Source organism: Paraburkholderia sp. BR10882 (assembly GCF_040948855.1).
GTDB classification, from domain to species: Bacteria; Pseudomonadota; Gammaproteobacteria; order Burkholderiales; family Burkholderiaceae; genus Paraburkholderia; species Paraburkholderia nodosa_A.
The window spans coordinates 22053-47482 of sequence record NZ_JBFPKP010000032.1; the positions used below are offsets into that span (position 1 = coordinate 22053).

The following is a 25430-nucleotide window of genomic DNA, read 5'->3' on the forward strand; positions in this document are numbered from 1 at the left end:
AAGAACGCATAATACCGATCGCAGCTATCGTTATTGGAGATTGATGTGCGAGACCTTGACATAGACCTCGTCCGCTGCTTCGTTGCTGTCTCGGATGCGCGGAGCTTCACCGGTGCATCGAAACGCCTTTGCAGATCGCAGTCCGCGATCAGCACGCGGGTTCAGCGGCTTGAAGATTTACTCGGGGTCGAGCTTTTTTCCCGCAACAGTCGCCAGGTCGAGCTAACTACTGCCGGGGAACAGTTCCTCAACTACGCTGTCGGTCTGCTGCGTCTGAACGATGAGGCTGTCGGTATGGTTGGCCGCAGGAACCTCGAAGGGCGCCTGCGCCTGGGCATCGTCGAGTATCTTGTTCCTCACCGGCTGCCGGAACTGTTAGGCCGGATTCGTCGACTGCTCCCGCGGGTTGAGCTGAGCGTCAGGGTAGCGCTTAGTGAGGAGTTGCTACGTGCGTTCGATGCCGGTGACCTTGATGTCGTTCTCGTAAAGGAGCAGGAGGGTCGCGGCTCACCTCACCTGTTTCGCGAGGAAAAGATGCACTGGGTCGCGGCTCAAGATCTGGACGTCCCACCACCCTTGGTTGACCTGTGCCTGCTGCCCGCTCCCTGCGCGTTCAGAGCTGCTGCCATCTCGGCGCTCAATTCGGGCACGATCCAATGGCGAGAAGCGCTGACTTTGAGTGGCGTCGTCGGTGTCCAGTCCCGCATCAAGGAGGGCCTTGGCATTTCGGTCCTTTGCGAATCCGCGCTGGACGACGGACTTGTTACCTTGCCGCAAGGCAATGGTGCCTGGCCCGAATTGCCGGGGATAAGGCTGGTGACCTATGAGCGAAGTCCTGATCCACTTGGTCGTGCGCTGATTGACCTTCTGAAGGAGTGAGTGCGGCTACCCGTGCGGGAGTGGCGGCAATTTCCGGGCGCCTTCGTTAAAATGCTCGGTGCTGCGCGCGCCCAGCACCGACGCAATGCTTGACCGCTATCGTGCGCGCCGAGCCGGGGCCAAAAAAAAATCGGCGCAGGCCCCGGCAAGAAGTTGTCTGTTGCATATGCGAATGCAACCGCGACTGTATGGCGTTCCTCCTTGAGGCCGAGCTTCGCGAGATCGAACTGCCCATTGCAAATGCGATGCGTCAACTCGATTCCTGAAATCGTGGTCGCGGCGCTCCCGAATCGCTTGAAACCAGGCATCACGTTCGTTCTGGACTTGATGTGGCGATGGCCTTGCTCGATCCCGTTGTTCGGATATTTTGAGGAGCGGACCTTCGTGTCTTCAGCCAGCAGACCATCGGTCTTCATTTCGCGTACCGCGCGGTGTGAGGCGGCATAGCCGTCGAGCGTGATGGTCTGCAGCGGCTGGCCCTGACGCTTGATGGCCTTGCTGAAAAGAGCTTTGGCCGCAGCCACGTCGCGTCGGACTCTGAGCATGAAGTCCACCGTCTGCCCAGCCCGATCCACTGCCCGGTACAGGTAGACCCACCTGCCGCGAATCTTCAGGTAGGTCTCATCGGTACGCCACGAGCGAGCCGCAGGTGTAGCAAAGCGGTTCCAGCGTTTGACGAACTCGGGTGTATAACGCCTCACCCAGCGCAGAATCGTCGTGTGAGCCAGCGACAATGCCCGTTCGACCATCACTCGACCAGATCGCGAAAGCTGAGCTTGTAGCGTAGGTACCAGCGAACGCACACAATGATGATCTCCCGATCAAAATGGCGTCCGCCGAACAACTTCTCCGGACTCTTCAGCTTGTTCGTCGCGGCTCGTCGGTTTGTTTTGTTCCGACAACTCTAACCCATTCGCCGGCCCTATTTGCACCAGAGCCCCACTGAGATGCCTCGATGCGCCATCATTCTTCCAGGTTTCTCAGACTGAGCGGATAGGCCACATACCAGCGCACGCAAGTCAGGATCACATCAAGCGGGTAATGCAGGCGTTTGAGCACGCGGGCCACGGTCGGATTCAGCGTCTTCATCCAGCTTTCAGTCGTTCGTCTTGTTACGAACATCATAGCCGACTCGACCTATTGCAACAAAACACAGCAACATCACGTCTAGCGGGTGATGCAACTGTTTGAGTACTTTTGCCACAGCTCGGATTGAGCTTCTCGGTCATCGATCAAGTCACACATTAAGGGCCGTCAGCATAGCAGACCGCCGTATTGCGACAGATCACCGCAGAGCAGAATTTTATGCGGTCGAGGTTTTGTACCTTCCGGATTTTCTCCTATGATCAATGCGGGCGCGGTACCTCACGCCGACGAGCCTGGAGTGTCAGTGTACGCGTCGTTTGCTCAACGCGTATTCGGCGGTCTGATTCACGAACGGAAGAGATTTAGGATTCCCGTTGCATTGAAAATCCCTGTGGCTGCTCGATGCCACCCGCAATTCGCGGGGCGACACGTAAACGCTGCGCCGCAATCGCACGTGTTATCGGATCGCCACAATTTGACCGGATTCACTCCGGGGACGAAGGAGCATTCAATGGGGCAAGCGAACCGATCCATTTTTGCGCGCGCATGGCCGGTAGTGGTTGCGCGCCTCATGGGGCTGTCGTCCGGTCGGCGTCGCCATAGTGTGATACGTAGCGCATCAGAGGACGTCGCGCAGGCGGAGCCTGTTTCCACACACTCGTCCCGGACGTGTCCTGAGGCGAATGCCACGTATCCCGATCTTGACGGGCACGCGAGCTGGCTCGACGAGCGCTCGTTCTGCCTTTACGTACCGATCGTCGCAGGCAGTGGGGAAAGGGGGCTCGCCGTATGGGCGGACCGGTTGCGTACGCTCGGTCTCGCTTCGGTCGTGACGACGGTCGGTGAATCGTTGCGTGACAGCGTGGACGTCCTCCATGCTGGTTGCGATGCGGGTTTGGCCGAACCCGAACCTTATCTCGAAGTCCTCGTCGGCGGCGAGACGGGCGCTTTTCTCTACTATCGCGGCGACGAGATCGAAGACGAACTCTCCGCCTTACACGACGCGCTCGATCGTCGCAGTCATGCCAGCCGTCCACCATCCTGACAGGGCTTGTCGCCCGTATTTCACAGCGATGCACGCCGGCATCTGCGGTGCCGCGTGCGCGCTTGTTTTCGATAGGGGGTTACACGATGTTGAATGCAGTCATTCCGAGTCAGGCGACCGTCTATCAGCAATGGGTACAGGGCCTGAGCGACTCGAACGAGGCGTTCCGCAGGCTCGCTGACGCGCAGTTGCGCATCAGCGCTCTTGCGATCGACGTTGGCGTCGCGTCGCTTGTGTCGTACCAGTCGGTGCTGCGCGTGGTGATCGACGAGAACGTCGTTGGCAGGCTGTTCGGCCAGCCGCTACGGCAGGCGATGACGGCTGCGGTCAAAATGGCAGCGTGCGGATCGGCGAGCGACGGCGCCGTCGTCTCTCACGCGTCGAGGTAGGCTCGCGATGACGACCTTTCTGCAGCAGCGCATTCGTTCTTTCGGTCCGCGTCCGTGTCTCGTGTCGGCAGGCGAGACCGTCACCTATGATGCATTCGGCAAGCGGATCGATTTCTGGCACGGCGAACTCGACCGTTGGTGCGTGAGGCGCGGTGACACGGTGGCCGTGTGCGGTGACTATGCGCCTGATGTCTGCGCATTGCTGCTCGCACTCGCGTTTGCCGGAGCGATCATCGTGCCCATTGCGTCTGCCGGCGTGAAGCGCGACGAGTTTCTTGAGATTGCGGAGGTCGGCCTCGTCATCATGTTCGACGTGGCAGGTGCTCCCCGAGTTGAACGCCGGTCGATGCCCGTTACCGCGCATCCGCTGATCCGGCAGTTGCGCGCGGAAGGTGCCGCTGGCCTGATTCTCTTCAGTTCCGGCTCCACAGGCCGAAGCAAGGCTTCCCTGCTTGACTTTGACCGGATGGCAGCGAGGCTCGAACGGGCGAAGGGCCGCGCGTACATCACGCTTGTCTTTCTGATGCTCGATCACATCGGCGGCATCAACACGCTGCTGAACGTGCTGTGCCAGGGTGGGACGATTGTGACGCCGGCTACGCGGACACCCGATGCGGTGTGCGAAGCGATCGCGCGCTACCGTGTCGAGTTGCTGCCGACCAGTCCGACGTTCATTAACATGATGCTGATTGGCGGTGTTGCGGCGCGCTACGACCTGTCGTCGCTGAGGCTCATTACATACGGCACTGAACCCATGCCCGAAACGACCCTTGCCGCGCTGCACGGCGCACTGCCCGGTGTGAAGCTGAAACAGACGTACGGACTGTCCGAGCTTGGCATCCTGCCAACGCAATCGAAAGGCGCGGGTTCGTTGTGGATGAAGCTCGGCACGGACGGGTTCGAACACAAGATCGTTGACGGCGTACTGTGGGTACGTTCCGCAACGGCGATGCTCGGCTACCTGAATGCCTCGTCGCCCTTCGATGAGCAAGGGTGGTTCAACACCCAGGATGTCGTCGAGACTGACGGCGAGTATGTGCGCGTGCTCGGGCGCCGCTCGGAGATCATCAATGTTGGCGGCGAAAAGGTTTACCCGGGCGAAGTTGAGAGCACGCTGCTCGCTGCCGGTAACGTCCGCGACGTGACGGTGTCGGGCCGGCCCAATCCGGTGACCGGACACGTCGTCGTCGCGCGCGTATCCTTGATCGAGCCGGAGGCGCCGGCGATGCTTGCCGCCCGGCTCCGGGATTTCTGCGCGGGCCGCCTCGAACGTTTCAAGGTGCCGGTCCATATCGATGTCGATGACGGCGTGCATCATAACGACAGGTTCAAGAAAGCCAGAGTGTCACGACCGACGGAGCAGCCCGTATGAGCGATGCAGACGACGTAGTTATCATCAGTGGAGGAAGCAGGGGCCTGGGGCTTGCGCTGGTGCGCACGTGTCTGAGCGCTGGCCGGCGGGTCGCGACCTTCAGCCGTGCGCGCACCGGCGACATCGACGATCTGATCGAACGCGACACGCACGCCGCGCGGTTTCACTGGCAAGCAGTTGACAGTACCGACAGCGCGGCGGTCTCGCAGTTCGTTGCGGGCGTGGCGGACCGCTGGGGTGGCGTCAGCTCGCTTGTGAACAATGCAGGCGTGAGTCACGACGGGCTCCTGGCGCTGATGCGCGAGGATGCGATCGAACAGATGATCGCGGTCAATCTGACTGGCACGATCCTGCTCACGCAAAGCTGCACGAAGTGGATGCTCCGAGCGAACCGCGGCGCGATTGTGAACATTGCGTCGGTGAACGCGATTCGTGGCCACGCGGGGGTCGCCGTCTACAGCGCAACGAAGGCGGCGCTCGATGGCCTGACGCGCAGCCTTGCGCGCGAACTCGGTGCGTGCAACGTTCGTGTCAATTCGGTCGCGCCCGGTTACTTCGAAAGCGATATGGTGCAGCACCTCGACGAGAAGGCGCGTGCGCGGATTGCGCGACGCACCCCGCTCGGCCGGCTCGCCGATACGACCGACATCACAAACGTCGTCGAATTTCTGATATCCGATCGCGCCTCGTTCGTCACGGGGCAGACGGTCGCCGTGGACGGAGGCATCACATGCTGAATCAACGATTTGAGCGCCACGAGACCGAGCGGCTCGTCCATGGTGCCGTGAGCAAGATCATGAGCCAGCGCGGGCTGCCGGCGCGAGAACTGCGTGAGGACGACAGGCTGAATGCGACGCTCGGCCTGAGTTCGCTCGATCTCGCCCAGCTTGTGTTCGATCTGGAACTGACGTTCGGCGCCGATCCGTTCCAGACCCTCGTGCCGATCACGTCGGTCCAGACTGTCGGGCAGCTCGTTGGCGCCTATCTGCGGCTCTTCGACGACACGGGGCTGGCCGACCCGAATGACGAACTGGCCGATGCGCAGGCGGCAAGCGAGCGTCGCCGACAACGGCGGGGGGCGCGAGGATGACGGACGCGACCAGGCACACGCCCAACGACGGAGCGAATACTTCTCCGTCGTCCTCCAGTCGTGGCATCGCGATCGTCGGGATCGGCTGCCGGTTGCCGGGGGCGAGCGACTGGAAAGCGTACTGGCAGAATCTCATCGATGGTGTCGAGTCCATTCGTTTCTTCGATGATGCCGCGCTGCTGCGCGCGGGGGTCGACCCCGCGCAGCTCGCATCGCCCGGTTACGTGAAAGCGTCGCCCGTCATTGACGACTTTGACCGCTTCGACGCGGGCCTGTTCGAATATTCGCCACGCGAAGCACGCGTGATCGACCCGCAGCACCGCGTCTTTCTCGAAGTTGTCCACGATGCGCTCGAGGATGCCGGATACTGGCCAGATACGTATGACGGTTCGATAGGGGTGTTCGCTGGCGCGGGCGGCGTGGTCAGCAGCTACTTCGCGTCGAACCCTGCGTTGCGCGGCTCGACGGGCGGTGTCGAGCACATCGGCAACGACAAGGATTTTCTCGCGACGCGTGTGTCGTACAAGCTGAACCTGACGGGGCCGAGTGTCACGGTGCAGACTGCATGCTCGACGTCACTCGTCGCGATCCATCTCGCATGCAGCAGCATCCTGAACGGTGAATGCGACATGGCGATCGCCGGGGCGTCGACCGTACGCGTGCCGCACATCGCCGGGTACACGGCGCGCCAGGGCGATATCCTGTCTCCGGATGGGCATTGCCGCGCGTTCGACGCGCGTGCGCAAGGCACGGTGTTTGGCAGCGGCGCGGGCGCGATCGTGCTCAAGCACGTCGAAGACGCGCGTGCGGATGGCGATCACATCTATGCGGTGATCCGCGGCACGGCGATCAACAACGACGGTGCGTCGAAAGTGAGTTACACGGCGTCGAGCGTGAGCGGGCAGGCGAAGGCGATGCTCGACGCTTTCGCCTGCGCGGGCGTTGCGCCACGGGCAGTGGGCTACGTCGAGACGCACGGCACCGGCACGGTAGTCGGCGATCCGCTCGAAATCGATGCGCTGACAAAGGCGTTCCGGCGCCACACACAGGACAGCGCGTTCTGTGCGGTCGGTTCGGTGAAGACGAATATCGGACATCTCGAACAGGCGTCGGGGATCGCAAGCGTGATCAAGGTCGCGCTTGCACTCGATCGCGGGCAGATTCCACCGAGCCTGAACTTCGATACACCGAATCCCAGGATTGCGTTCCCGCAGACCCCGTTCTTCGTGAACACCGCGTTGCGCGACTGGCCGCGCGGCGCTGCGCCGCGGTTCGCGGCCGTCAATTCGCTCGGTCTTGGCGGCACAAATGCGTTCGCCGTGCTTGAGGAGGCACCCGTTCGGGCGCCGACGACCGTTGAGGACGACCGTCCGCTGCACGTGCTCACGCTGTCTGCCCGCTCCGGGCGCGCGCTCGGAGCGCTCGCGGACCGATGGCGCCAGTCTCTTGCGACGACAGACAAGCCGGTTGCCGACCTCTGCCATACCGCGAATACCGGGCGCCAGCCGTTCAACTGGCGGCTGACGGCGATCGGCGGCACAGCGAGCGAACTGGCGGCGCAACTCGCTGCGCCCCCGTCGGTGGAGCGCCTTGGCAAGCGCCCGCTTGCGTTCCTGTTTGCCGGGCAGGGCGCGCAGTACGCCGGGATGGCGGCCGCGCTGCATCGAACGCAGCCGGTATTCCGCGCTGCGCTTGACCGCTGCGACACATTGTTGCGCCCGCATCTCGGCAAGCCGCTGCTGTCGGTCCTGTATGGGGACGCGCGCTCAAAAGCGCGCATTGACCAGACCGCGTATGCGCAGCCAGCGCTCTTTGCAGTCGAATGGGCGCTTGCCGAACTCTGGCGGTCGTGGGGCATCATGCCGGACGCAGTGCTTGGGCACAGCGTTGGCGAATACGTGGCGGCCTGTGTGGCCGGCTGCTATGACCTCGAGACAGGCATTGCGCTGATCGCGGCCCGCGGCCGGCTGATGCAGGCGTTGCCGAAGGGCGGTGCGATGGCCGCGCTCTTCGCAGGGGGAGAGACGGTCGCGCAACTGCTTGACATTTGCGACCCGCAGGCAATTGGCATCGCTGCGTACAACGGGCCCGAGAACACGGTCGTGTCGGGTCGCGCAGAGGCCGTCGCCGAAGTGCTCGCGCGTGCGCAGCAGGCGGGCATCGGCGGGCGGGAGCTGAGCGTCTCGCATGCATTCCATTCGCCTTTGATGGCGCCTGCTGCGACTGGGCTCGAAGCGCTTGCGGGCAACTATTGCGCGGCCGCGCCGACGATCCCGCTCGTTGCGAACCTGACTGGCGCCTTCGCGGACGCTCCGCCGACACCCCGGTACTGGAGCGATCACGCGCTGCAGCCGGTGAGTTTCATTCGCGGTGTGCGCACGCTCGCACAGGCTGGCATTGTCGATTTCGTTGAGGTTGGCCCCGGCACGACGCTCGTGTCGCTCGCGCAGCAGATTCTGGGCGATGGCGAAGCAGGCGAGCGGCGCTTCCTCGCCTCGATCGGACCCGACCGTGAATGGAGCGAGCTGACGGCGTCGCTTGCCGCGCTGTGGCGCAGCGGCACGCCAGTCGACTGGCGTGCGTTCGACGCACCGTACTCGCGGTGCCGCGTGTCCGCCCCGACCTGTGTGTTCGAGCGCGAGCGTTACTGGCTCGACGCGGGCCGCGGCGTGCCGGCGGGAAACATTGGTTTTGCGGTCGGTACCGCAACGGGACCCGGAGGCGATATTCCGGGCAGGCGTCTGCTCTCGCCGCTCGCCGCGTGGCAGTTCGCCGCGACCTACGACCTCGACACGGTACCGTGGCTCACCGATCACCGGATTTTCGGGATGGCAGTGCTACCGGTGACAGCGGGGCTGGTTGCCCTCGCGGTGGCCGGGAACGAGCGTTTTGCAGGCGCGCCCGTGTCGGTTGAATCTTTGACGTACGACGATGCGCTCGTTGTCCCCGATGACGGCGCGCGCGCCGTTCAGGTCGTTCTGCAAGGCGATGGGAGTGACATTGATGCCGAACTCGTCAGCCGCAGTGCGACTGACGACGCGTGGCGGCGCCACCTTCGCGCGCGGGTGTGTGCGCGTGCCGCACCACGCCTCGCGTCGATCACGATGCCGTTACCCGCATCGGCAGACCTCGAAAGGATGGTGCCGATCGAGCCGTTGCGATACTACGAGGTGATCGCACCGCTCGGATTCGGCTACGGCCCGGGCTTTCGCGGCATCGTTGCATTGTGGCAGGGCGATGAGGAAGCGCTGGGCCGGGTGGAACTGCCCGCGCATCTCGAAGTGGCCGCGTATCCGCTGCATCCCGCTCTGCTTGACGCGTGCCTGCATATCTATCCCGCGCTCGTACCCGAGTACCGTAGCCTTACCGGCCTAGAACCGAAACCGGAAGGCACATGGTTGCCGATTTCAGTCGAACGGTTCGAGATCGAGCGCACGGGTGCCGGGCACGTATGGGTACGGGCGAAACGGCGCCCGGCGCAGGCGGACGTCGTCACACTGGATATTGAGATCTACGGCGATGACGGCGCTCCCGTCGCACTGCTCGGTGGACTGACGGTGAAACCGATCACGCGCACGCAGATTTCGCCGCAGGTCAACTCACGCAATCGCGCGCTGCATCGGCTCGAATGGATCGAGCGGCCCATGCAGCCGCTGCAGGACGCGCCTGCGGCCGGACCGTCGAACTGGCTGATCGTCACCAGTTCCGATCTCGGCATCGCCGACGCGCTCGACGCACGGCTACGTGCACTCGGACACCATACGTCCGTGCTGCCGCTTCCGGAAAGCGGCACGGACGGCGACGTGCAGACGTCGCTCGGCACCGCGCTGTCCGCGCACCCCGACGGGACCGGCTCCGTTGGTGTGGTGCTCCTGCATGGGCTCGGCGAGCGCGTGGACGAGGCCACCTCAGTCGACGCACTCGCCGCGGCCGAGCGCCGCTTCAGTGGCGGTACGCTTGCGCTCGTGCGTGCGCTCGCCGAAGCGAACATCGAGGCCGCGCCACGCGTCTGGCTCGTCACGCGCGGCGCGCACGCCCCTGTGGCGCGCGCGCCCGGCGGCGACCCGCTGCAGTCGTCAGTCTGGGGCATCGGACGTGTTGCCGCGCTCGAATATCCCGAACTATGGGCCGGGATGATTGACATCGGCGGGAAAGAAGACGCCGCAGCACTGGCAGCGGAGTTGTTCGCCGTTGACGGCGAAAATGAGGTCGCGTTGCGCGCGGGTCGCCGCTATGCCGTGCGCCTCGATCAGGATGACGAACCGGCGCCCGAACGGATTGTTCCGCCGTTCGATCCGGCCGCGACCTATCTCCTTACCGGAGGGCTGGGGGCGCTCGGTCTGAAGGTCGCGGACTGGCTCATCACCGCGCAGGGCGTCCGGCATCTGGTGTTGACGGCGCGTCGCGCCCCAGGCGAACAGGCCAGGGCGGTTCTCGAGCGTTGGGAAAAGCAGGGGGCGAGTGTGGTCGTCAGGCAGGCCGACATCACGCGCGAGGCGGACACGCATGTGCTGATCCGGCAGATCGGGGCCGAGCTACCGGCACTGAAGGGCGTGTTCCACTGTGCAGGCAATCTTGACGATGGCGTGCTAGCACAGATGGACTGGGACAGGTTCGCGGGAACGACCGGTCCCAAGGTGCTCGGTGGCTGGGCGCTGCACGTCGCGACGCGTGACCTGCCGCTCGATCATTTTGTGTTGTTCTCCTCCGTGCTGAGCCTGACGGGGGCGATGGGGCAGGCGAATTATGTTGCCGGTAATGCATTTCTCGACGGTCTGACCGAATATCGGCGCCGGCTCGGTCTGCCGGCGCAGGCGATCAACTGGGGGCCGTGGGGCGGTGAGGGTCTTGCGACTGAGTCAGGAGAACGGGGCGCGGCAATCTGGCGCGCGCGCGGCACAGTGTACATTGAAACAGAAGAAGGGATCGCGCTGCTGCACGCGATTCTCGCGCGCGGGGTCCAGCAGAGCATCGTTTCGATCACTGAATGGCCGCAATGGGCCGCGCAGTACCCCAGGCGCCCGCTCCTGCTTGAGCGGCTCGTGCGTGGTGCGCCAGCGCCTGCTGCCAGCGCCCTCTTCACGCGCGCCCAGGTGAATACGCGGCTGGGATCGGTGCCGGACCACGAACGGCGTGACGTGCTGCGCGACATCGTCGGTCAGATGGTCCGCGCCATCCTTGAAGTCAAGGGCGCTTTCGATTCGACACAGCCGCTTCGCGAGCTAGGTCTCGATTCGCTGATGGCGATCACACTGATCAACCAGCTCGATGCGGCCATTGGCGTGAGATTGCCAGCCGCAGCAATGCTCAAGGGGCCAAGTCTCGATCAGCTTGTCGACGAACTGCTACCGAAGGTCAAGGTTGAGAGCGACGACGCCGTACCCGAACAGATGGGGGCAGCGATGCCTGCGCTTGTACAGACCACCTTGAGCACGGCGGCTTCGGCGACTGTGCCGGCCGAACGATGGCTTGTCCGGATCCGGCCGAATCCCGAGGCGCGTTACCGGTTGATCTGCTTTCCGTTCGCAGGTGGCGGTTCAGCCGTCTACCGCGCGTGGGCAGATGCGACAGGCCTGGATGCGGAGATCCTTGCGGTCGAGCCGCCCGGCCGGCTCTCGAGGATTAGCGAGCCGCCCGTGAACCGGATCGACGCGTTCGTCGATGGTCTGCTCGCCGAGCTGCGTCCGCTGCTGGACCGGCCGGTCGCATTCTTCGGGCACTGTGTCGGCGGTCTGACCATGTACGAAACGACGCGTGCACTGATCGAGCGCGAGGGCGTTACACCCGCGCACCTGTTCGCATCGGGTGCGCGTCCGCCGCACCGCCTCGTTGCCGATGCCGCGTTCGAGCGCAGGCTCGCGGCGACGCTTGTCGAACTGCGTGAATTCGATATTATCGCACCGCTCTACCGGCAACCGGATGACGTCCTCGCGGAAGCGCTGCGTCACTTCCAGATCGAGGCGACCGAGCGGATGCTCGCGATTCCGGAGTTGCGCGAGCTCGTGCTGCCTGTCGTGCGGGCGGAGTTCGAGATGGCAAGCCGCTACGTGTTTGTGCCGCGTTCGCCGTGGTCCGTGCCGATCACCAGCTTTCGGGGCAAGGACGACATCTATGTGACGCACGAGGACGCGCTCGCGTGGCGCGATTTCACAACAGGTGAGTTCAGCCTGTTTACACGCGACGGGGCGCATTTCGGCGTCGTCGACGATCGCGCGTTCATTCTGGATGCGATTTCGGACGCGCTTGCCGGGTGAACACCGATGACAATGATGCCCGTAATGACGACGCGGTGGTTCCCCTCGGCGACCCCGACGACGACAGCGCGGCTGTCGCTGTTCTGTTTTGCGCATGCCGGCGGTGGCGCGTCGGCATTTCGCGGCTGGCGTCGCCTCCTCGAACCTGCGATCGATGTGTTCGCTGTCCAGTTGCCGGGGCGCGAGAGCCGGCTCGACGAGGTTCCGCATACTCGCATGGACCAGGCTGCAGACGAGGTCGCAGCGGCGATGCAGCCCTATCTTTGCCGACCGTTTGCGTTGTTCGGACACAGTATGGGGGCGGCGATCGCGTTCGAGGTGGCGATGCGGCTCACGTGCGCGCCCGTGCATCTGTTCGTGTCGTCGTGGCTGCTGCCTAAACCTGCGCCGCATCCGGGACGTTTCGTGAACCAGGTGACGGACACGGAGTTGCTCCAGACGGTTTCGCGATACGGCGGCCTGCCCGACGGGCTGTTGCGCGACGCCGAATTCGCACAGGAATTCGTGCGCGTGTTGCGCGCCGACATGACGCTGCTCGATGCTTACCGGCCCGCCGTGGTGCAACTACGCTGTCCGGTGACCGTACTCGGCGGTGCAGACGACCCTGTTGTGCGTGCCGCCGAACTTGAGCGCTGGAGGGGGGTCGAGCGCGTCGCGGCAGTGCGTGTCTTTCCGGGCGGCCACTTCTATCTGCGCGATTCGCAGTCGGCATTGCTCGATACGATTTCGCGGCAAATGCTTGGCTTGCCCGCCGACCTGCAATGAGCGGAGCTTCATGGTGACGCGGGAGGGGGCGCAAATGGACGACGATCTACAGTACCTAAAGGAAATGAAGCACCGGCTCCGGCGCATTCGCGAATATACACGGGAGGGCCGTCGCGCATTCATGGCGTCGAACATGATGCAGGACGCTGTCGTGCGCAACATTGAAATGATCGGCTACACATGGACCTGTCTCAGTCCAGAGTACCGGTTGAGGTTACCGGACTTTCCGTGGCGGCTGATCGGCGCGCGCGTCGACTACCTGATGCACCAGCGCAACCCGGAACGGTTGAGGAAGCTCGTCTGGCTCGCAGTGCGGCGTAGTGTGCCAGAACTAGAGCGGGCGATGCGCAAGCATGTTCCAGAGATCGATGGAATGCCCGTGGACCGCGGTGCATTGCCCGGCCCGCGTCCGGACCTGAAAGCCGTAGCGCAACGGGATGAACGGGCCGCATGACGGATCATTCGCATCACCGTACCCTGTGTAGCACGATGTCCAACACGGACGCAGACGTAGGCGAAAGGAGCAGTCATGAACCTTGCCGGAAAAACGTTGTTTATGTCGGGGGGTAGTCGCGGCATCGGTCTCGCGATCGCGGTGCGCGCAGCCCGCGACGGTGCCAATGTTGCGCTCGCCGCGAAGACCGCGACGCGACATCCCCATCTCGAAGGGACGATCTACACGGCTGCGAAAGTAATTGAGGACGCAGGTGGCCATGCGTTGCCGCTCGTCGCCGATATCCGCGACGAAGCGCGGGTGCAGGCAGTTGTCGATGAGACAGTTGCAGCGTTCGGCGGGATCGACATCGTGGTCAACAACGCGAGCGCGATTCGCCTGACCGGCACACTCGACACGCCTGTCAGTCGCTACGACCTGATGCATGGCGTGAACGGACGCGGCACGTTTGTCTGCGTACAGGCGTGCGTGCCGCACCTACGCAGGTCGTCAAATCCCCATATCCTCACACTGTCGCCACCGTTGTCGACGAACCCAAGGTGGTTTCGTGACTACCCGCCGTACCTGATCGCAAAGTACACGATGAGCCTGTTCACGCTCGCATTTGCGGCAGAATTCGCGGACCTTGGAATTGCCGTCAACTCGCTGTGGCCCAGAACGACGATTGCGACTGCGGCGGTGCGCAACGTGCTCGGTGGCGAGGACATGATCGCGGCGTCGCGCACGCCTGAAATCGTTGCCGACGCCGCGTACGCGATTCTCACGCAGCCGGCAGCCACATGCACTGGCAGGTTTTTCATCGACGACGAGGTACTGCTTGCCGCAGGCGTGCGCGATTTCGCCCATTATGACATGCAGGCGGGCGCGCCCTTGCAGGCGGACTTCTTCGTCGATGCGTTGCCGGGCATGCGCTCTGCCGACATGTTCGCCAAACAGATCGCGTCGCCGTGACGTTTCACGGCGCGAACCACAATGACAATGAGCACATCCCGACTCAAGGCACTGATGCTGAAGGAAACGGACAATGGCGTCCTACCGTCAATCGAATGGCTGAACGTCGACAATCTGCCGGACGGCGATGTCGTCGTCGACGTCCATTACTCAAGCGTCAACTAAAAGGACGCGATGGCGATTGCCAATCGCGGGATTATTCGTACGTTTCCAGCGATACGGGCATCGATCTCGCCGGCGTTGTCGCGACGTCGGCCAGCCCCGGGCTCCAGCCGGGCGACGCAGTCGTGCTGACAGGCTGGGGGATAGGCGAGCGTCACTGGGGCGGTTTGACACAGGTCGTCCAGTCGGACTGGCTCGTCCCGTTGTCGCCTGGTCTCACGCCAAGGCGGGCGATGGGGATCGGCACCGCCGGGTTCACGTCAATGCTTTGCGCATTCGCTCTGGAACCGCACGACGTCCGTCCCGCGGGCCGGAGAGATTCTCGTGACAGGCGCGAGTGGGGGCGTCGGTAGTTTCGCGATCGTGATCCTCTCACAACTCGGCTATCGCGTCGTCGCAATGACCGGGCGGCCCGAGCACGAAAGCTATCTGAGGTCGCTCGGCGCGGCCCGGACCATCGGCCGCGGAGATTACGCGGTGGCGTGCAAGCCCGGGCGTCACGGCATGATGTTCGAACTGTTCGCGAGTGTCATCGATACCGTTGGCGGCCCCGTGCTGTCGTCAGCGATTGCACGGCTCGCATCCGGCGGCTATGTGGCGGTCTGTGGACTCGTGGTGGGACCGAACTTGAAACCACTGTGTTTCCCTTTCTGCTGCGCGCGATCAACGTCGTTGGCATCGATTCGGTGCGCTGTCCCACGCCGCGACGCGTCGAAGCGTGGGAGCGGCTTTCGGAATGCGTGCCAGGCTCACAGCTCGACAGCATGATTCGCGAGATATCGCTCGAACAGCTCGTCGATGCTGCGGACGAGCTGGCAAAAGGGCGGGGGCATGGCAGGACGGTAGTCAATCTGAAGGCGGACCCCAGATCGGGGTGATGTGTCGGGTCGATGTCCCATGCCTTTGGGAAGCGTTCGGTGTTGACCGGGCTTGGCGAGAGATGTCGCCGGGAGACATGACGGACGGGACGTCGCGAGGTCGTAGTCCCGCAGCGATGCGCGTCCGGCTGGTTGCTTCCCCCGCAGGATTCAGCTTGTGCAACAAGCTCGCGAAACGGGACAGGCCACCGGGTATCCGCGAAAACGCGGCGAGTCCCGGCATGTCCGTTACGGACGGCTTCGCGATGTGCAGGCCGCATTGCTGCTCGAAAGAGGTTCGAAGCGACCAATGGGATGCGTGAGATGTTCTGGCCTGGAGTGACACGCCCATGTATCAACAGTTTCTTTGCCGGCGCGAAACAGGCGTAGGTGTGCCCGACGATGTTCGCGTACTGCTTGCCGGTCTCGAATTCGAAAAATCCCCGAGAACGTTGACTTTTCCGGCGCTATCGCGCGACGAAATTCGGTCTGCGCGTCGCTTCTGCGATGAGCGCGACGCAGTGCGGTTCGCCGCTACGCGTTCCATGCTCCGGGCGCATCTTGCGCGAGAGGTTGGTTTCAGTGATAGCGATCTTGACTTCTCCCGGTCAGCCATGGGTCGGCCATTTCTCAGCAACTGTCCCGGCTCGACGATCGATTTCAACGTTTCTCATAGCGGTGCTTTTGCGCTCGTTGCCTGGTCGCATTGCCGCCGGGTCGGCGTCGACATCGAGCAATGTTCGGCGTCGCTGAATTGGGAAACCCTGCAGGATAGGGTGCTGGGTGAGTCGGATCGCGCTGCGTTTTCAGCGCTGCCGCACCAGAAGCGACGCGACCAGTTCTTTGACGTCTGGGTCGCGAACGAGGCATTTCTCAAGGCGCACGGGAGTGTCGGAGCCGGGCTCGCCGATTTTTCTGTGCTGTGGCCAGGGGTTCTGTCGCGGTAAGACGATTTGGGCGAACGATAACGATATGATGAGGATCGCTTACATCGCCAGCGAGTAGAATTGCCGGGCGGCCGATGGCTTGAGTTCGCCTGCGTCTTCCATCTGCCCCTTGGCGATCATATGCATGAGTTCAATGCCGCTCAACAAGATGCGGGCACAATGAAATTCCTTGAATCCCAAGATGGGTCGGGTACGGCGCTTGATCGCCCGATGGTCTTGTTCCACGATATTGTTGAGATACTTGGCCTGGCGGATCTTGATGGGCGTCTCACGCTCGGCGTTCACGGCGCGCAGCCCGGCCAGATTGGCACTACTCTTGTCGATGGTTACCGTTTCGGGCGCGCCATTCTGATCGACGGCCTTCTCGAAGTACCGTCGGGCCGCCTCCTTGTCCGCTTGGCTCGCAGCAGGAAGTCAACCGTGTTGCCGGCCTTGTCGACGGCGCGGTAGAGATACTTCCATGTACCCCGGTACCTTCACATAGGTTTCGTCCATCCGCCAGTTCTTGCCGACCGGGCGCTTGCAGCGGCGGAACGCCTTTTCAAGCACCGGCAAAAGCTTGATGGCCCGCCGGTGCACGGTCGAATGATCGACCGCGATCTCGCGTTCCGACATCATCTCCTCGAGATTGCGCAGGCTCAGCGGGTAGGCCACGTACCAACGCACGTACACCAACATTATCTCGAGCGGATAGTGCAACCGCTTCAGCACTTTGGCTAGCGCTGGACTCAGCGCTTTCATTGTCGTTCACATCATCCTGTAAGGTCCCGCAGCATACCAGCCTCCGCTATTGCAACAGAACCGTGTAATGTTCCTGGATGCGCAGATCCGACTCGTGATACAGCAGTCCGTCGAGTACATAGGTCGAATCGCGCACACCGACGTTCACGAGGTTCGGATAGAACGGCGCGTACTGGTCGGAGATGTGCGTGTAGAACATGCGTCCGGGCTCGGCGCCGTATTTCGGATTCACGTGTCCCGTGCTCTCGGCCTTGTTGCCCGCACGGAAGCGCTGCCCATCGGATGACGAGGTGGTGCCATCGCCCCAGTGGGCGGCGAACGGAAGGGCGAACTGTGCGTTGACGAGTTCAGCGAGCGCCTGTGAGTAGGTCTCATCCCGGATGTGCCACGCCTGCAGCCACGACAGTTTCGCGTAGGGTATCCGACGGTTGATCATTCTGATATGCGTGGGTTGGTTACCGCATGACAAACAAAACGTCGGGGAGCTGCCTCAATCTAGATTTGAGGGTTGTGCTGTTTCCAGTTACCTCCTAGTGTTGCCAAGAGGGTTCTCTCACCGTTGCCTGGTCCTAGCCCAAACATCCTGTTGCGTGCTCAACTAACCTCTCATGCTGGCTAAGCCCAACTGAGGGGGGCGACGTGTTGCCCGGTTGCCCAGATAAAGCCTACGAGTTCGCGCGCAATGGCGGTACAGATTGGTTCTTGAGCTTGCCGCGTGCCATCAGGTTTCGAAAGCGCTGACACAGCCGCTTTTGCGCCGCGATCTCCTGGACCTCCGGCGGTGTACGCTCTGCGCGCCGCTGCAGGATTGCGGTCTTTCGTGCGGGATGTCGGTAGGCCCACGCTGCTTCAACCAGCATGCGTCGCACATGGCTGTTGCCCGTCCGCTTGCGTCCACCTCGAGCGGCCCATGTAGCGATAGCCATGGCGCGACAGAAACGACGGCAGCCATTGCTTGGCCTGGCGTTGCAGATGCTTCATGTCCTCCCGCGCACGGGGCAGATCGCGCAGCGCCTCCTGTGCCTCATCCGGAATCCACACGGGGCTCAACTCGCCGGCTCGGTGCAGGCGCGCCAGGCTTAGGGCCTCGCGCCGGTCGGTCTTCACACGTTCGCCCGGCTTCTTCGGAATCAGCGACGGCGCCACGACCTGACAGTCCTGCTTGAGCTCACGCAGCTGTCGGCAAATTGTGTAGCCGCAGGGGCCGGCTTCGTAGCAGAACGACAACCTTCCCGTGCCGCGCCTGACCTGTGCCACCAGTTTCGCGATGGCCTCGGGCGTGATCACGATCTCGCCCATATACCGCAGCTCGCCGGCCGTGTCGGCGACCGCCACGGCAACCGTTTCCTGATGTACATCCAGGCCCACGTACTTGCTAAACTTGTTCATGACCTGCCCCCCCAATGCGGCTCTGAGCCGCGGTGTAGCCCACCTCAAGCTTAATCCGCGTACCTTGAGGTGCGGCAGGTCCATACATGATGTCTAGGGGTCAGATTTCAATCGGCGTTGACACCGTCGCGGGAGTCGTCCATCACATCAGACCATCACGGGCGACCGCCCCTCTGGCTCTGACACCGTTTGTCCGCAACCCCACATTGCCTACATCCGTCGGCCCGATTGGAAGAAATTCGACACTTCACGTCGAGATGGCCAGACTCCGTTGGCTGTCTCGTGCTCGCATTCAGCGCCAGCGACCTTCAGCCGTACGCCTACCACGTGCATATGCTCACCGGATGGCCACCGCGCGAACCGGTTGCGATCTGGCTGCGCGTTTACCGCGTCACCTCGCAAGGCTCAAACCATTGCAGAGCATTGGGTTTGGACTGCGGCCGCGCTTGAAACCATTAGCAACCGATGCACATGTGATGGCGTTGGCCCAAGTTTTGCGTTTGCTTTTCGCGGACCATTATGAGTGGATTGAATTAGGACTTACGCAGCGTCGAGCGTTGCGCCTTTATGTCTCGACCAACTGCACGCTGACCAACTTCGCCGACCACGTTGACAACATGAGCCACGATGCCATCAACCGTTTTTTGCGACGGGAGTACATGACGCTGCGCCTGGTGTGGGACAACGTGCGTGGGCAGCTCGTCGCGCATGAAGACGGCTGCGTCGTATTCGACGATTCCGTGACCGACAAGGACTTCTCGCACAAGATCGAACTCGTGCGGCGGCAATACAGCGGCAACGCCCACGGCCTCATCAAGGGCATCGGTGTGGTGAACTGTGTGTACGTGAATCCGCAGAGCGGCGAATACTGGATTATCGATTACCGTATTTACGATCCGGACGGCGACGGCAGGTCCAAACTCGATCACGTGCTGGACATGCTGACCAACGTGGTTCATCACAAAAACCTGCCGTTTCGCCGCGTGCTCATGGATATGATGCTGTTCATCGAATCGCTTTGGAGGACGTACTACTGCCCGCTGCGCAGTAACCGGCTGGTCGACGACTCCGAAGGTGAATTGCCATACCGGCATGTTGATTCGCTGCAATGGGACGCCCATTCTCTCGCGCACGAAGACGATCAAGATCAGGGGCTTTCCGAAACATCACAAGGTGAAACTGTTCCGGGTAGAGGTGTCGACACACCGCACGGACTGGGTCGTGACCAACGAGCTCACCCAGGATTCTTTGCCGGCGACACAAGACGCGTGTGGCCTGCGATGGAAGGTCGAGCAGTTAAACCGCGAACTCAAGCAGCTCACGGGTCTTCAGCGTTGCCAGTGCCGAAAGGCCGGCATCCAGCGCAACCATATCGCGAGCGCGGTACTCGTATGGGTCCGTCTGGCCGATATCGCGCGCAAGACCGGGCGCACGCTCTACCAAGTCAAGCAGAACTGCTCGATGATTTCCTCCGCCGCGAACTCAGAAATCCGTCCGTAACCATGCGTTTTGCGTAAGTCCTATGAATGACGATTGAACACGAAATCAAATCTCAACGGCGCTGCAGTTACAGCCGGCGTTTTTGCGCGAGCACCCAACACGGTTGCGGAGCGTGTGCCTGCCACGAACCCGCGACCCTTGTCTGGACGGATCACGGGGACTGCGTACACGCACAAGGAATGCGGCTAACACTGGCACGCAAACCACGACAACGGCAAGGATTGCGGCAATGCAATAGGGGAGTGTTCAAAAGTGTCAAAGCCACCATGCCGAATGTCTACTGACATTACAAGATGACAAAATTAGACGCTTCTTTGCACGCCGTGCCGTCCGGCCAAGACTCTGGGCTTTCTTGCCTCATCATGATGGCGATGTTGCACGGCCTTCCGGTTGATGAATCTCAGCTGCGCCACCAATTTGGGAACAACGTCTTTGGCAACCAGTTGCTGCTGTTGGCGGCCAAGGAAATCGGCATGACAGCAAAGCTGGTGCATCAGTCCGTGGACCGAATTGATCGCGCTCCGTTGCCAGCCATCGGTATCGACAACGACGGGCAGTATTTCATCGCAGGAAAATACGATACTAGTGGGGAAGAGCCGCGAATGGTCATGCAACGGCCGGGTAGCACACCAGTTATCCTCCCATTGAATGAATTCATCGGGTTATGGTCCGGGAAGCTAATTTTTTGCACCAGCAAAGCTAGTTTTACCGGAAACCTGGCCAAGTTCGACTTCACGTGGTTTATCCCTGCGATCGTAAAATATCGGAGTCTGCTGCGCGAAATTTTATTGATATCCCTAGTATTGCAAATCATCGGCCTTGTCACGCCGATGTTCTTTCAGGCCGTAATGGATAAGGTTCTTGTCAGTAATGCGATGCAGACGTTGAATGTGATCGCGATTGGGCTCATTTCTGCGATCTTCTTTGAAGTGACCTTGACTGCAATTCGAAACTGGGTATTTGCTCATACCAGCAGCAAGATCGACGTTGAACTCGGAGCTCGGCTATTCCGCCACCTGTTAGGCTTGCCGCTAACGTATTTTCATACTCGCAGGGTTGGTGATTCAGTGGCGCGCGTACGGGAGTTGGAAAATATCCGAAGTTTTTTGACCGGCAACGCCATGACATTAGTGCTGGATCTGATTTTTTCGATCGTATTCTTTGCTGTAATGATGGTTTACAGCGGAGCGCTAACGTTAATTGTGACTGTCTCGATTCCGCTCTATGCACTGCTATCAATGGTGTGCACGCCTATCATTCGCAACCGACTTGATGCCAAGTTCAATCGCAGCGCCGAAAACCAATCGTTTCTGGTTGAGACGATCAGTGGGATTGATACCGTCAAGGCGATGGCCGTCGAACCCCGCTGGACTCAGAAGTGGGACAAACAGCTAGCTGCCTATGTAGCCGCGGGGCTGTCTGTCAATAACGTCGCGGCCATCGCCAATAGCGGGGTCACACTGATAAGTAAGCTAGTCAACGTAGCCATCATGTGGTGGGGCGCGAAGCTCGTGATAGACCAAAAGATGACAGTAGGTGAATTGGTTGCTTTCAATATGCTGGCAGGGCAGGTCTCCAACCCAATCTTGCGCCTAGCGCAACTATGGAATGATTTCCAGCAGGTAGGCGTCTCAATGGGAAGATTAGGCGACATCCTCAACGCTCGCACGGAGGTCGTCGGCCGCAAGTCGCGCTTGCCGAAGCTGACCGGTGCGGTGGAATTCGACCGTGTTGTGTTCCGCTATCGGCCCGATGCACCGGAAGTCATTCGCGGAGTTTCATTGTCCATCAGGCCGGGCGAGGTGATTGGAATTGTTGGTCGTTCGGGTTCGGGAAAAAGCACGCTTACGAAGCTGGCACAAAGGCTCTACATCCCGGAAAGCGGGCGTGTACTAATTGACGGTCACGATATTGCTACGATTGAAACCGCTTCATTGCGCCAGCAAATCGGAGTGGTGCTGCAAGAAAACATGCTATTCAATCGATCGATACGAGACAACATCGCGTTGTCAATGCCGAACGCCTCTCTGGATGCGATCATCGCAGCGGCTAGCCTTTCCGGTGCGCATGAGTTTATTTGCCAGTTGCCAGAAGGATACGACACGATGGTAGGCGAGCACGGCACCGGTCTGTCGGGCGGGCAAAGGCAACGCGTTGCGATTGCCCGTGCGCTCCTTCCCAATCCGCGAATCCTGATTTTTGACGAGGCCACGAGCGCATTGGACTATGAATCGGAGAAGATCATTCACAAAAACATGCGAAGCATCTGCCGTGGGCGCACTGTGCTGATCATCGCGCACCGACTATCAACCGTCCGTGGGGCGAATCGCATCGTGACAATGGAGCGCGGCCAGATAGCGGAGGTCGGCAGTCACGAAGAGCTCCTCAAGATCCCGCAGGGAATGTACGCTCACTTGTACAGCCTGCAGCAGGGGGGCATGGCGTGAATCTGCGTCACCAATGGCAGGCATGGGGTGAACTGTGGCGCAGGTACCGCGATCATTTCGCGTACGCGTGGCGGGAGAGACGCGCACTTACACCACGTGACCTGAACTCCGAGGAGGCGGAGTTTTCGCCTGCAGCTCTATCGTTGCAGGAAAAACCGGTCTCGCCAACTGGCCGCTGGGTGGCAAAGATCTTAATTCTGTGGATTGTAGTCGCAATCACGTGGTCAATTCTGGGGCATGTCGACATAGTTGTGAATGCCGTCGGCAAGGTGATTCCATCAGGATACAGCAAGGCTCTTGCGTCAGTTGAGGTCGCTCGCGTGCGAGCATTGCACGTCACGGAAGGTCAGACGGTTCACGCTGGCGACGTTCTCGTTGAACTCGATTCGCGCACTGTGGACAGCGACCTAGAAAAGGCTCGCGGCGGTGCAGCGATAGCTGCATCGCACGCTGCCGGTGCACGCGCTTTGATTGCGGCGGTTGACAGCGATCGGCCGCCTGTTCTGGCGCCGAATTCGGGCGTTCCGCGTGAGCGCTGGCATGAAACCGAACAGAACTTGAACGGGCAGTGGCATGACTATGTCGCCAAGCGGCGCCGATTGGAGGGAGAGATCAGCCACGCTGAAGCGGCGCTTCCGTTGGCAGTAGAGCGCGAGCGGGACTACGCGCAGCTGTCGAAAGAAGACGACGTGTCACGCGATGCATATCTCAAGAAGAAGCAGGAGCGTATCGACCTCCAGGCTCAACTTATTGACGCGCGAAACCAGAGAGCGGTTTTGATTGCGGAAACGCGCAAGACGGCACTCGATGCGCTGGACGACGCGGAGCGGGTGCTCAATGATGCTACGAAGGATGCTGCACGCGCCGAAGCGCACGGCGACCTTCTCAAACTGGTTGCGCCTGTGGACGGTACTGTGCAGCAACTGGCTGTACATACTATCGGAGGAGTGGTCCCGGCGGCTGTGCCTTTGATGAAGCTAGTTCCCACCAAGAGCAAGGTAGAGGTCGAAGCCTTTATCGAAAGTAAGGATGTCGGTTTCGTCAGGGAGGGACAAAGCGCGGCTGTCAAGATCGATGCCTTCGAATACATAAAATACGGCACTGTTGCTGCGCGTGTGACCCATGTTTCACACGACGCTATCAAGGATGAGAAGCGGGGGCTGATTTATTCCGTAAAGGTGATGCTGGATCGACCGACGATGGAAATTGATGGCCGATCCGTTGCCCTGACGCCTGGTATGGGCGTAAGTGTCGAAATCAAAACTGGAACGCGACGAGTCATTGAATATGTTTTGTCACCGCTTATTGAGGAATCCCGCGAGAGTTTGCATGAACGGTAAGAGAGCGAGCAGCCGGCTGCGCGGAATAGTGATTCTGCTTGGCTTATTCGTCGGCGCACGCGCCCATAGCTCTGGCGTACCGGACCTTCTGGAAGACCCGCTGCTGACCCGACCGCCCCTGCTCAGTCATGGTGCCATTTTACAAAGTGGAACGCCGGCGGTTACATGTCCCGCCGCCATCGATCTCGCACGGCCGCTGACCTTGGCCGGCGCAGTCGACATCGGTTTATGCAACAACCCACAGATCGGTGCTTCGTTTGCCGCAATCAAAGCGCAAGCCGCGGCGGTCGGCGAAGCACGGGCGTCCTATCTTCCAACGCTGTCGGCAGATGTATCACCCTTACGTACCCGGACACAGTACCCTGACTCGCCTATTTCTAGCTCAACCGCAAATGGGCATACCCTGAGTGCGGGCGTGGCTTGGCGAATGTTCGACTTTGGCGCGCGCGCTGCGAGCAGCGAAGCTGCAAACCGTTCATTGCAGGCCGCTTTGGCTAGCCACGACGCGTCGATTCAAAAGGTGATGTCGGACATTGTGGAGGCTTACTTCAACGCACAGATGGCTCAGGCGACGCTAGCGGCGCGCGCCGAATCTACCTCGATGGCTCAACAAACCTATGAGGCCGTTGAACGCCGGCAGCGAATGGGCGTGGCTGAGCAAAGCGATAGCTTGCAAGCCGCCACGGCCCTTGCCAAGGCGAAACTCGCCGAACAGCAGGCTGCCGCGGACGATCGCGTATCGAATGGAGCTTTGCTCTATTTTCTCGGGGTAGCTCCTTCAACCGAACTGAGGCTCGCAGGATTGGAAGACGCGGCGACATCTCATGTTGTGGAAGACCTGAATTACTGGCTCGAGGAGACTGCCACGCGGCATCCAGCGATTATCGCGGCCCGCGAGCAGTGGAAAGCCGCGCGGGCGGAGGTGAAGGTCGCACGGTCCGAAGGCCTACCGACTATTGACCTCGTGGGCAACTTTTATCAGAACGGTTACCAGAACCAAGGGATGCAGGCGATTCACAGTAATACAACAACTGTGGGTATCACTGTGACGATTCCGTTCTTTGATGGGTTCTCAAGCACATACAAGGTGAGAAGAGCGCAAGCGCAGGCAGAACAAAGCGAGTCCCAGCTCCATGATACTGAGCAGCAAGTTTTAACGGACGTGATTAAGGCTCAGGCGGAGGCTGTCGCCGCGGCAGGAAAATTGCAAGCCGCGAAAGAGCTGCTTCGAGCGGCCCGCTCTGCGGTTGCGTCTTCGCGGCGGCGCTACGACAAGGGCGTTGCCAACATCCTTGAGTTGCTATCGGTGCAGTCGGCACTTGCGGACGCTCAGCAGGAGCGAGTTCGCAGCGTTGTCGAATGGGAGTCGGACCGCGTGAAGCTGCGGGCGGCAGCCGGCGCACTTGATCGGAGTGCGATAGGAGATCATGTGTTCTAGCGGGGAATCCAGTTTGCCGCAAGCATCGGACTGGCGGTGGTTATGGAGCAGCTGCCATCCGTAATGGGCATTCCCTTTGAAGACGGAGTCCCGGTGATTGAAAGCGCACCGGTTCCTCAAGCGCTGGCCGCCTAATCATGCGACCGACCCGCATACGCCACTCTTGACGATTTCTCCGGCATATCAGCGCAAGATGAAACTCAATCTCCACGATCTCTCTTCTATGCGCGTTCATGTGTTTGAAGGGGCCCGGAATAGTTGGTAGGCAGTTTGAAAGGCGTGCCTGCTTGTTCCTCAAGTGTTGTGATTTGTGATCTTTTCAGG

General features: G+C 61.1%; 16 protein-coding genes and 7 pseudogenes. 18 read left to right on the forward strand and 5 right to left on the reverse strand.

Annotation, left to right across the window (positions count from 1 at the left end):
• Positions 1-45: 45 nt before the first annotated feature.
• Positions 46-879: a LysR substrate-binding domain-containing protein gene (locus AB3X99_RS38535; RefSeq protein WP_069269255.1), complete on the forward strand. Its 834-nt coding sequence runs from the start codon at positions 46-48 to the stop codon at positions 877-879.
• A 197-nt stretch (positions 880-1076) separates the two neighbouring features.
• Here AB3X99_RS38535 and AB3X99_RS38540 read toward each other — a convergent pair.
• Positions 1077-1741 (reverse strand): annotated as a pseudogene (locus AB3X99_RS38540) (IS6 family transposase); the annotation flags it as partial.
• A gap of 104 nt (positions 1742-1845) precedes the next feature.
• Positions 1846-1968: pseudogene (locus tag AB3X99_RS38545) on the reverse strand (IS6 family transposase); the annotation flags it as partial.
• Positions 1969-2476: 508 nt separating this feature from the next.
• Here AB3X99_RS38545 and AB3X99_RS38550 point away from each other — a divergent pair.
• The 13 genes and pseudogenes from AB3X99_RS38550 to AB3X99_RS38610 all read left to right on the forward strand — a co-directional run bounded on the left by AB3X99_RS38550 (position 2477) and on the right by AB3X99_RS38610 (position 16251).
• Complete coding sequence (locus AB3X99_RS38550) at positions 2477-3010, forward strand: hypothetical protein (RefSeq protein ID WP_368661799.1); 534 nt, start codon at positions 2477-2479, stop codon at positions 3008-3010.
• An 86-nt stretch (positions 3011-3096) separates the two neighbouring features.
• Positions 3097-3399, forward strand: coding sequence for a hypothetical protein (locus AB3X99_RS38555; protein WP_069269246.1), 303 nt, complete (start codon positions 3097-3099; stop codon positions 3397-3399).
• A 7-nt stretch (positions 3400-3406) separates the two neighbouring features.
• Positions 3407-4771 carry a fatty acid--CoA ligase family protein gene (locus tag AB3X99_RS38560; protein ID WP_069269247.1) on the forward strand — a complete coding sequence of 455 codons (1365 nt, stop codon included), beginning with the start codon at positions 3407-3409 and terminating at the stop codon, positions 4769-4771.
• Complete coding sequence (locus tag AB3X99_RS38565) at positions 4768-5508, forward strand: SDR family NAD(P)-dependent oxidoreductase (protein WP_069269248.1); 741 nt, start codon at positions 4768-4770, stop codon at positions 5506-5508. Before AB3X99_RS38560 ends, AB3X99_RS38565 begins: the two co-directional genes overlap by 4 nt.
• Entirely contained in the window at positions 5502-5861 is a 360-nt protein-coding gene (locus AB3X99_RS38570) for an acyl carrier protein (RefSeq protein WP_069269249.1), read from the forward strand. Before AB3X99_RS38565 ends, AB3X99_RS38570 begins: the two co-directional genes overlap by 7 nt.
• The gene (locus tag AB3X99_RS38575; protein ID WP_368661800.1) at positions 5858-12115 is read left to right on the forward strand and encodes a type I polyketide synthase; all 6258 of its coding nucleotides are present in this window, start codon (positions 5858-5860) and stop codon (positions 12113-12115) included. The genes AB3X99_RS38570 and AB3X99_RS38575 overlap by 4 nt, the downstream gene beginning before the upstream one ends.
• Before the next feature lie 24 nt (positions 12116-12139).
• On the forward strand, positions 12140-12880 hold the full coding sequence (locus AB3X99_RS38580) for a thioesterase II family protein (protein ID WP_368661801.1): 741 nt from the start codon (positions 12140-12142) through the stop codon (positions 12878-12880).
• A gap of 34 nt (positions 12881-12914) precedes the next feature.
• Positions 12915-13334, forward strand: coding sequence for a DUF86 domain-containing protein (locus AB3X99_RS38585; RefSeq protein WP_141710950.1), 420 nt, complete (start codon positions 12915-12917; stop codon positions 13332-13334).
• Positions 13335-13409: 75 nt separating this feature from the next.
• Entirely contained in the window at positions 13410-14285 is an 876-nt protein-coding gene (locus AB3X99_RS38590; RefSeq protein WP_069269252.1) for an NAD(P)-dependent oxidoreductase, read from the forward strand.
• Positions 14286-14312: 27 nt separating this feature from the next.
• Complete coding sequence (locus AB3X99_RS38595; RefSeq protein WP_256095096.1) at positions 14313-14450, forward strand: hypothetical protein; 138 nt, start codon at positions 14313-14315, stop codon at positions 14448-14450.
• A 396-nt stretch (positions 14451-14846) separates the two neighbouring features.
• Positions 14847-15020, forward strand: a pseudogene (locus AB3X99_RS38600) (oxidoreductase); the annotation flags it as partial.
• Between the two features lie 65 nt (positions 15021-15085).
• Positions 15086-15325: a hypothetical protein gene (locus AB3X99_RS38605; RefSeq protein WP_368661811.1), complete on the forward strand. Its 240-nt coding sequence runs from the start codon at positions 15086-15088 to the stop codon at positions 15323-15325.
• Between the two features lie 329 nt (positions 15326-15654).
• Positions 15655-16251, forward strand: coding sequence for a 4'-phosphopantetheinyl transferase superfamily protein (locus tag AB3X99_RS38610; RefSeq protein WP_368661802.1), 597 nt, complete (start codon positions 15655-15657; stop codon positions 16249-16251).
• 39 nt (positions 16252-16290) lie between these two features.
• On the opposite strand, the pseudogene AB3X99_RS38615 reads toward AB3X99_RS38610, so the two are convergent.
• The 3 pseudogenes from AB3X99_RS38615 to AB3X99_RS38625 form a co-directional block, all read right to left on the reverse strand.
• Positions 16291-16992, reverse strand: a pseudogene (locus AB3X99_RS38615) (IS6 family transposase).
• A gap of 61 nt (positions 16993-17053) precedes the next feature.
• Positions 17054-17446, reverse strand: a pseudogene (locus tag AB3X99_RS38620) (Tn3 family transposase); the annotation flags it as partial.
• 161 nt (positions 17447-17607) lie between these two features.
• Positions 17608-18381: pseudogene (locus AB3X99_RS38625) on the reverse strand (transposase).
• 557 nt (positions 18382-18938) lie between these two features.
• Here AB3X99_RS38625 and AB3X99_RS38630 point away from each other — a divergent pair.
• From AB3X99_RS38630 to AB3X99_RS38645, 4 genes and pseudogenes are all read left to right on the forward strand, one after another.
• Positions 18939-19898 (forward strand): annotated as a pseudogene (locus AB3X99_RS38630) (transposase).
• A gap of 276 nt (positions 19899-20174) precedes the next feature.
• The gene (locus AB3X99_RS38635; protein WP_069268851.1) at positions 20175-22328 is read left to right on the forward strand and encodes a type I secretion system permease/ATPase; all 2154 of its coding nucleotides are present in this window, start codon (positions 20175-20177) and stop codon (positions 22326-22328) included.
• A complete protein-coding gene (locus tag AB3X99_RS38640) occupies positions 22325-23668 on the forward strand; it encodes an HlyD family type I secretion periplasmic adaptor subunit (RefSeq protein WP_368661803.1) in 1344 nt (447 codons plus the stop codon). The genes AB3X99_RS38635 and AB3X99_RS38640 overlap by 4 nt, the downstream gene beginning before the upstream one ends.
• The gene (locus AB3X99_RS38645; protein ID WP_069268849.1) at positions 23658-25106 is read left to right on the forward strand and encodes a TolC family protein; all 1449 of its coding nucleotides are present in this window, start codon (positions 23658-23660) and stop codon (positions 25104-25106) included. Before AB3X99_RS38640 ends, AB3X99_RS38645 begins: the two co-directional genes overlap by 11 nt.
• Positions 25107-25430 lie beyond the last annotated feature (324 nt).

Excerpts from the sequence above, each read along its gene's own strand:
- AB3X99_RS38550 (WP_368661799.1), top strand. The coding sequence starts at position 2,477 with ATGGGGCAAGCGAACCGATCCATTTTTGCGCGCGCATGGCCGGTAGTG.
- AB3X99_RS38555 (WP_069269246.1), top strand. The coding sequence starts at position 3,097 with ATGTTGAATGCAGTCATTCCGAGTCAGGCGACCGTCTATCAGCAATGG.
- AB3X99_RS38560 (WP_069269247.1), top strand. The coding sequence starts at position 3,407 with ATGACGACCTTTCTGCAGCAGCGCATTCGTTCTTTCGGTCCGCGTCCG.
- AB3X99_RS38565 (WP_069269248.1), top strand. The coding sequence starts at position 4,768 with ATGAGCGATGCAGACGACGTAGTTATCATCAGTGGAGGAAGCAGGGGC.
- AB3X99_RS38570 (WP_069269249.1), top strand. The coding sequence starts at position 5,502 with ATGCTGAATCAACGATTTGAGCGCCACGAGACCGAGCGGCTCGTCCAT.
- AB3X99_RS38575 (WP_368661800.1), top strand. The coding sequence starts at position 5,858 with ATGACGGACGCGACCAGGCACACGCCCAACGACGGAGCGAATACTTCT.
- AB3X99_RS38580 (WP_368661801.1), top strand. The coding sequence starts at position 12,140 with ATGACGACGCGGTGGTTCCCCTCGGCGACCCCGACGACGACAGCGCGG.
- AB3X99_RS38585 (WP_141710950.1), top strand. The coding sequence starts at position 12,915 with ATGGACGACGATCTACAGTACCTAAAGGAAATGAAGCACCGGCTCCGG.
- AB3X99_RS38590 (WP_069269252.1), top strand. The coding sequence starts at position 13,410 with ATGAACCTTGCCGGAAAAACGTTGTTTATGTCGGGGGGTAGTCGCGGC.
- AB3X99_RS38595 (WP_256095096.1), top strand. The coding sequence starts at position 14,313 with ATGAGCACATCCCGACTCAAGGCACTGATGCTGAAGGAAACGGACAAT.
- AB3X99_RS38610 (WP_368661802.1), top strand. The coding sequence starts at position 15,655 with ATGTATCAACAGTTTCTTTGCCGGCGCGAAACAGGCGTAGGTGTGCCC.
- AB3X99_RS38635 (WP_069268851.1), top strand. The coding sequence starts at position 20,175 with ATGACAAAATTAGACGCTTCTTTGCACGCCGTGCCGTCCGGCCAAGAC.
- AB3X99_RS38645 (WP_069268849.1), top strand. The coding sequence starts at position 23,658 with ATGAACGGTAAGAGAGCGAGCAGCCGGCTGCGCGGAATAGTGATTCTG.